The sequence below is a fragment of the uncultured Succinatimonas sp. genome (assembly GCF_905203285.1).
Taxonomy (GTDB): domain Bacteria; phylum Pseudomonadota; class Gammaproteobacteria; order Enterobacterales; family Succinivibrionaceae; genus Succinatimonas.
Window position 1 is genome coordinate 1 of record NZ_CAJKVK010000095.1, and the last position, 7,516, is coordinate 7,516.

The 7,516-nt window shown below is 39.8% G+C and carries 4 protein-coding genes; all 4 read right to left on the reverse strand.

The window, feature by feature from the left end:
- Window positions 1–86 precede the first annotated feature (86 nt).
- Window positions 87–1,256, reverse strand: coding sequence for a sugar transporter (locus QZ019_RS08530; protein WP_294567107.1), 1,170 nt, complete (start codon window positions 1,254–1,256; stop codon window positions 87–89).
- 131 nt (window positions 1,257–1,387) lie between these two features.
- Window positions 1,388–2,980, reverse strand: coding sequence for a S16 family serine protease (locus QZ019_RS08535; protein ID WP_249084631.1), 1,593 nt, complete (start codon window positions 2,978–2,980; stop codon window positions 1,388–1,390).
- Entirely contained in the window at window positions 2,961–3,509 is a 549-nt protein-coding gene (gene hpt, locus QZ019_RS08540) for a hypoxanthine phosphoribosyltransferase (RefSeq protein WP_009144203.1), read from the reverse strand. The genes QZ019_RS08535 and hpt overlap by 20 nt, the downstream gene beginning before the upstream one ends.
- Window positions 3,510–3,517: 8 nt before the next feature.
- Window positions 3,518–7,465, reverse strand: a complete 3,948-nt coding sequence (locus QZ019_RS08545) for a translocation/assembly module TamB domain-containing protein (protein ID WP_294567103.1) — start codon at window positions 7,463–7,465, stop codon at window positions 3,518–3,520.
- Window positions 7,466–7,516 lie beyond the last annotated feature (51 nt).

The following is a 7,516-nucleotide window of genomic DNA, read 5'->3' on the forward strand; positions in this document are numbered from 1 at the left end:
AAAAATAAAAAATCCGATTTTTACCTAGACTGTAAATTTCAGGAAGTTCCGCAACGCGGCAATAAAATACACATTTGATGTGAAAGCTATTGATTTGCAATAAGTTTTTTGACAAAGAAAAATGCGCAAATCAACGCGCCCGCTAACGCGACTACAGATCCTGCGTAACCAATATAAGCAATATTTACTTTACTTGATACAATACCGCCAACCAAGGCTCCCGCGCCTATTCCTAAATTGCAAATGCTTGAATAAATCGACATTGCTATAGAAGCCTGCTCCGGCATGAGTTTAATAACCTGATCTTGAAATAACAGGCTGTACACGGCAAAAGACAAGCCCCACATAATACAGATTAAAACAGTACTATAGTAATGGTAACTGGCAATATGCAGACACAGCAGAAAAACGGCAAGACCGAAAGTTGCAAAATACGCAAGTCCTTTTAAAGATGTGCCGCTGTAACGTGAAAAAATAAAACTTCCTGCCACTCCTGAAATTCCGAACAAGCTTATTGTAACGGTAACCAGATCGACATGAAGCTTAGCTTCATTAAGTAAAAACGGTTCAATAAAAGAATATCCCGTGAAATGTCCTGTGAAGATACAGGCAGTTATCACATACAAAATCATTAAAGGACCGTTTTTGACAATTTGCGGCAAAGAAGATAAAGATGAGCGATTAGTCACAGGCACTTTAGGAAAAATAAATTGCAGTAACACAATAATGATGAACGCAGCAATTCCGAGCAAAGCAAAAGGAGCACGCCAGCCAAAAGACAAACCGACAATACGCCCCAGCGGCATTCCTAAAACCATGGCAACTGCGGTACCTGCGCCGACTAATGACAAAGCGGCTGCTCGCTTGCCTGGAGGAGCTAATTTAACGGCAAGAGGCATTGCTATTGACCAAAAAATACAATGAGATAACGCGATACAAATACGAGCAATGAGCAATGTAGCAAAAGAGTCTGCAAAAACAGAAATAATATGGCCTAAGCAATAAACTCCGATAATTATAGAAAGAAGGCGTTTAAACTCAATTCTTGACGCTATAAGCATTAAAGGAAGCGACATGGTAAGTACAACCCATGCATAAATCGTAATGATTAAACCTGCTTTTGCTTCCGTAATATTCAAATCTGCCGCAATATCAGTCAAAAGCGCAACCGGCGTAAATTCGGTAGTGTTAAAAATAAATGCCGAAAATGTAAGCAAAATGATAGGAAACCAAGAAGAGAATTTTACTGTAGCCATATGTAACGCCGAAAATTTAAAAAATCGCGCTCATTATAAATACTAATTGTTAATTTGAAATTAATGCCCTAATTTTGATCTTTTAGCAAAGTAAAAATAAGCCGCACGGTTTAAAGTGCAGCTTAATATACTTAATCTTCGTTTTTCTGCCAGAATTTCCACCACGGGATCTCTTCCTTGCCGTTGGCCACTTCATAAAGATGATCGACAATTCTTTGACGAATGGTATCTCGTCCGTCATCGGCATCCCAATCCATGGTAGTAAGCAGCTTTACCGCATCATTTACGTGAGCTACGGTGTAAATATGGAAAACACCCTTTTTTACTGCGTTTACAACGCTTGGACGTAAAACCAGCTGATTAACGCAAGAGAATGGGATCACCACTCCCTGAGTTCCGGTAAATCCGTGAAGTCTGCAAACTTTAAAAAATCCTTCAATTTTTTCATTAACTCCGCCGACGGGCTGTACGTCACCGAACTGATCAACTGCTCCCGTTACTGCCAAATCCTGACGAATAGGAACTTTTGCCAAACATGAAATAACGGCACACAAGCCGGTAAGAGAGGCACTGTCGCCGTCAACCTCACTATAAGACTGTTCAAAAACCAAACTTGCCGACATCGGTAAAGGCTGATCAGATCCGAACTCCTTTGTCAGATATCCGTTAATGATCATCATTGCCTTGGCATGAATTTGACCGGCAAGCTCAGCTTTCCTTTCAATATCAATAACATCACCTTCTCCGCCTGCTCTTGCAGTTGCAGTAATACGCACCGGCTCTCCGAACTCATACGAAGTTCCTGCCGTTTCAATGACCGAAAGACCGTTTATCTGACCGACTACAGCTCCCTGCGTACTAATTAAAATCTGCCGATCACGATGATCGCGAAGCTCAGATTCAGCCAAGAAATTAATTCTAAAATCCATAGCTGCTATGGATTTTAAAACGTGACGTTTAGCTACCGTTTCTCCTTTAGCAAAAAAAGAAGCATCTTCAATAAGCGAACGGATCTTTTCTTCAGGAAGACCGAGCCAACGTCTGTCACCGCTTTCACGGCATGCATACATGCATAACAGCCTTACCGCGTCTTCATCAAAATCTTTAATCTCAGGATCTTTTTTCTGATAATGCTTAATAAGACCTGCCATTAGCTCCATACCGCCTACCGACGGAAATTCGAGCACCAAATCAGCCTGTAAAGCATGCTCAAGCTGCGGCCACATCACCATGAGCTCTGCGCAATCACCGCCGTCTCCTGTCAAAATAAGCTTTGCATGGGAATTTTTATCTAAAAAATCCTCAAGCAAACCTATCCATTTGGGATGATCGTTTAAATGCACACAAGGAATTATCACTACATCATATGAAAGCAGCACGCTCTTACAAGATGCATCACCGAAAAGTTCCCGTCTGCTCGGAGCTTTAGCAATAAGCACGCTCTTATCAGAAACTTCACTAACGATAGCTGCCGCTACTTTACACTGATCAATGCGATTCACGGCACATAACATCAAGATATTACGGTTTTTAGAATTAATTAATGCCTTTACGGCATTTTTAGCTCTTAACTGTAAAGAAGCAAAAGAACGTGCCGTTATTTCTTGTGTCGTCGCAAAATTATTTTGTTTAAAGGCAGGATATAAATCTTCTGCTTCAAGTTCATAGCAAGCCCTTACGATATCACTTGAGCCGTTGCTTTTTTTAAACGTTACTTTCTTCAACTACCGCCTCGAAAATTCCGGGTAAATGACGATACTTTTCAGCCAAATCGAGACCGTATCCTACTATAAAACCGCGTTCTAAAACAAATCCTGAATAATCGATCTTAATGTCGGTAATACGGCGCTCTCTTTTATCGATAAAAGCACACAGCTTAACTGATTTGGCTCCGCGCACCAAAAAATGTTCTTTAACTTTCTGCATGGTAAGACCTGAGTCAATCACGTCTTCAATAATCAAAACGTTTTTACCGCGCAGATTCAACTCAACATCTTTTTTAAAGCAAACTTCATGGGATGACTGGGTATCATTGCCGTAAGAGGAGACTCTTAAAAAATCCAACTCAAGCTCAAGCGGGGCAAGTGCTCTTACCAAATCACTGAAAAACAATACCGCCCCCTTTAACACGCAAACGGCGACAAGCGACTGACCGGCATAATCTTTACAAATTTGTTCACCCATTTCACGCACGCGAGAGGTGATCTCTTCTTTGGTAAAAACAGGCTTTAGTTCTTTTACGGCTATAGACATAAAATCTCCTAATCAAATTCAAAACTGTAGATTAAGTCCACCGCCTGATCAATTGAGGAGGCAAACTCCGCGTAAAGTTTACGCATAAATTCATAACGGACCTTAAATTCACCGATAGCGTTAAAAACACCGTAACCGTATGAAACACGGATCCTTCGGGTAATATATCCTTGTACCGCAACTTGGGTGTCCTCTCCGCTTCCTGCGGTTCCTACTTGAACATCCTGAATACCGAAAGCACCAACAAGCGAATTAACGATACCGGTAGTGGAACTTAAGCCAAGCCCCAAAAGTAAAGAACTGTTGCTGTCCTGAGAGCTTGCATCTTTTTCAAGACCGTGACCGTAAAGAATATATGACAAAGCTTCATTGTCAGACATTGCCGGACTTGAAACGAAGTCAATTTTAGGATCAGAAGCACTGCCGGTAACTTTAATTCCGACATCAACATCATCCTCAAGAGCAGCTCTGTCTGCGTAAACTTCAACATTCAAAGACGGATTGGCAATATCTCCGTTAAAGCGGGTTTCCGCACGTCCTACAACAAAATGATGTCCGTAAAGATCGATTTTACCGTCAACCACATGTATCTGACCTTGTGCTTTAATACCAGGATCATCAAGAGGCTTTAAGATATCAATTCCGCCCTGCAGATAACCATCAAGTCCCATTGCCTTAAGTCTTACGTCTTCACCAAGACGCATTTTCAAATCAATATAAGTATTAACCGGAGATGAAGCTTTTTGCCGCATCAATTCACTGGCTCCGTTCTTTCCGACAATTATTTCATCACCTGAAACGCTCACTCCGGAACTTTCAATATTTTTAACGGAAATCCTTGCCTCCGGAATAGTTACTGTTCCTATTACACTAAGATTTTCATCAAAAGTTACTCTAGTATCGACATCGGCAAAGGCCTGACCGTAACCTAAAAGAAACAAAGGCAAACGATTTGAAGTTATGCTTAAATCAGCTTTAGCAGCCTCAGACCAGTCCAATGTGCCGTTTAGATCAATTTTACCTTCGTTAAGACTTATAAAGCCCGTTATATCACCGCGATTTCCGTATGAAATTACATTAAAATCAAAATTTTCTATTGAACCTACGTCATAGCGCGGTTCACCTTTGCCTTTCACCATAATGCTGCCGTTAAAAAGCGGTTTTTCAAGAGTGCCGGAGAAATCACCTTTAATCCCGGCAGATCCTTCAAGAGCATTAAAAGCACCACCTACTGCAGTAAACAGCGATAAATCAAGGTTGTTTAAATTAAGGTGCCCGGAAAGACGCTTTACTCCTGTCGGATCACTTATTTTTAATGAAGCATCAACGTTTCCGCGATCGCCCAGCAAATTTAAAAGTGCGTTTAAAGTAAGAGTGTTTTGCGTCATGTCAGCGTTTAAATCAACTTTATCCAAAATGATAAGAGCACCCTGACTTGCTGCGGCAATACGATTTGACGTTATGTAAGTCTTGATATCCGGAACACCGTTTTTAATATTGACATCAGCATCGGCTGTAACGGTACCGCTTACAAACGTGCCTTCAGGCAAAAAAGGCTTTAATGATTCAAGCTTAAATGATGCTACTTTAAGAGCCGATTTAACTTCTTTAGGACCGAATATTGTAGGACTTACTGCAATAGTTCCTATATCATCCCCGCTTAGATTAAAAGCACTGACATTTCCTTCCTTAGAAGCTGTATTTATATCAACAATTAAGGGTTTTTGCAGTGATATGGCGCCGCTTAACGGATTGGAAATGAAAAACTCATTGACGGCTCCGTGCCATTTACTGTTTTCTTTATCATAATTACCCACAAGCGACATAAATCCAGAAGTATCACCACCGCAGTTGAACACCAGCTCGTGCTTTTCTAAACTGCCGTTAAAATCAACTATGCATTGACGAGACGGTTTTAGTGCTTTAACAAAACGCAAAGTATCGGCAACAGCCGTAAACATGATATTTTCACTTGCAGTATCGACATTTCCGTCAAAAATCAAATTACGCACATGAAAATCACCGCTTGAAAGACGCTGGCTCTTGCCGTTTAGAGCCACGACAAAATCATTATGTTCTCCCGTAACGTTGACATTACCGACAAATTCACCTTTTAGAGTCGGGTATAAATAACTTAAATTATTAAAATTGATCTTACCTTGAAGCTGCGTTTTATTTCCGTATACTCCGGTAAGCTGCAAAGTATTTTCAGGTTGAATAAATTCAATATTCTTTACCTCAATACCGGTATGTAACGTTCCGTATATTTGCTTGCCGATAAGTTTTGATTTTCTATCGTTTAAATGAAAATCAGCGTTTAAATCTTCGACATTAATAATCAAATCCTGATTTTGCGGTTCATAAGCAACATCAATGTCAGAAACGAAAGACAATGATCCTTGCAGTATTTCATTTACAAACCCCAAATCAGAAGCTTTAATATCGGCATCTCCTTTAAATCCGAACGTCTTCTGATAATAAGCATCGCCGCTTACATGGGCATCAATTTCAGATCCTTGATAAACCCCCTTTAGCATTAAATTATTTATATGTGAATAACTAAGACTTGATTTTCCTGAAAATGCCGCAGCAAAATTATCAAAGCCGTAACCTGAAAGTTTACCTGAAAAGTTAATATCAAGCCCTTCCTGCAGCGATCCTTTTGCATCCAGGGTCAAATTTTCAACTTGGGCTGTCGGATCTTCAACATATAAAGGCCAAGATAAATATTGAGAATCAACCTTGATTTCAAGCGGCAGCATTGATGACAAGCTATTTATCCTTATATAAAAAGCCGTATCATCAGGATTGATTAAATGACCTTTGGCTTTTAAATCAACTAAAGATCCATTAATATCCGCACTGCCTTGAAGACCGTATAAAACACCGCCGAAATTCTTTTCCGTAGCATCATTAAGCGCCCCTTGACCTGAAAGTTTGAATTCCATCGGAAAATGCTCAATAAAATTCATATTGCCGGTCACAGACACCGAGCCTAACTCATGAAATGCCTCCAATTGCGTCACATAAAGCTTGGTATCAACCCAAGCCGCTGAAAGGGTTATATCGCATAATCCGGTATCAAAACTGCTTTGATAGTAACGTCCGTTCGTAAACTTAATATTGGTAAGAGTAATATCAAAAGGGAGATTTACTGTAGGCAAATCTTCTATAAGGCCGTTACCGTCATCAAATCCTGAAACGGCATTTTCAGTTTTCACCTCCGAAACAAGCTGTGCTTTTTCAGCTGTCTCGTCTTTTGTAAACACTAAAGTCTGATCTTTCCCCGACTGTAAATTACTAATCGCCTGTGTAACATCTTGCTGTATTTTTTCAATCTTCTTCCGATCTGTTTCGCTTTCGCCGCCTTTTAAGTGAACTACCGGCTTTGAAGCAATCGTATCAACCATATAAAGAAGATAGTTGTTGGCTCCAAGACTTTTTGTTTTAAACATATCAACATTTACGTCAAGAATATCCATGCCGTAATGAAAATTATTGACAGTAAAATCATGAATTTGAATCGCAACCGGAAAAACAATCTTTTCAGGAGAGAGGTTTTCTTCCGGCAAAGGTTTTTCAACATTCGTTTCGTCTTGCTTATCCGAGGTCAACAACACGACCTCAAGATTATCAGCCTTTAATTTACTTACATCCAGATATTTATATACGAGAACATCGGTTAAATCATAAGCAATGTCAAAAGAAGAAGCACTTACCTTAACAATATCTTTAACTTCAACGTACAGATTACCGGTCTTAAATCCGCGATAAAGAGAGCCTCCTTTTAAATCAATATCAAGAATAACAGTATCTTTTACCAGATCTTTTACGGTGTTTAAAGTAAATTTAGCTCCTGAGTACGTACCTACAAGAAAACAAACGGCAGCAAAAACAACCAATATAAAAATAAGAAAAATACTTATAAGGAGTTTTAAGATATTCCACTTCTTCATAATTAAAACTCCGGACCGAATGCAAAGTGTAAACGGATATTCGAGACATCG

Coding starts and splice junctions, on each gene's coding strand:
- QZ019_RS08545 (WP_294567103.1), bottom strand. CDS start 7,465: ATGAAGAAGTGGAATATCTTAAAACTCCTTATAAGTATTTTTCTTATT.
- QZ019_RS08530 (WP_294567107.1), bottom strand. CDS start 1,256: ATGGCTACAGTAAAATTCTCTTCTTGGTTTCCTATCATTTTGCTTACA.
- hpt (WP_009144203.1), bottom strand. CDS start 3,509: ATGTCTATAGCCGTAAAAGAACTAAAGCCTGTTTTTACCAAAGAAGAG.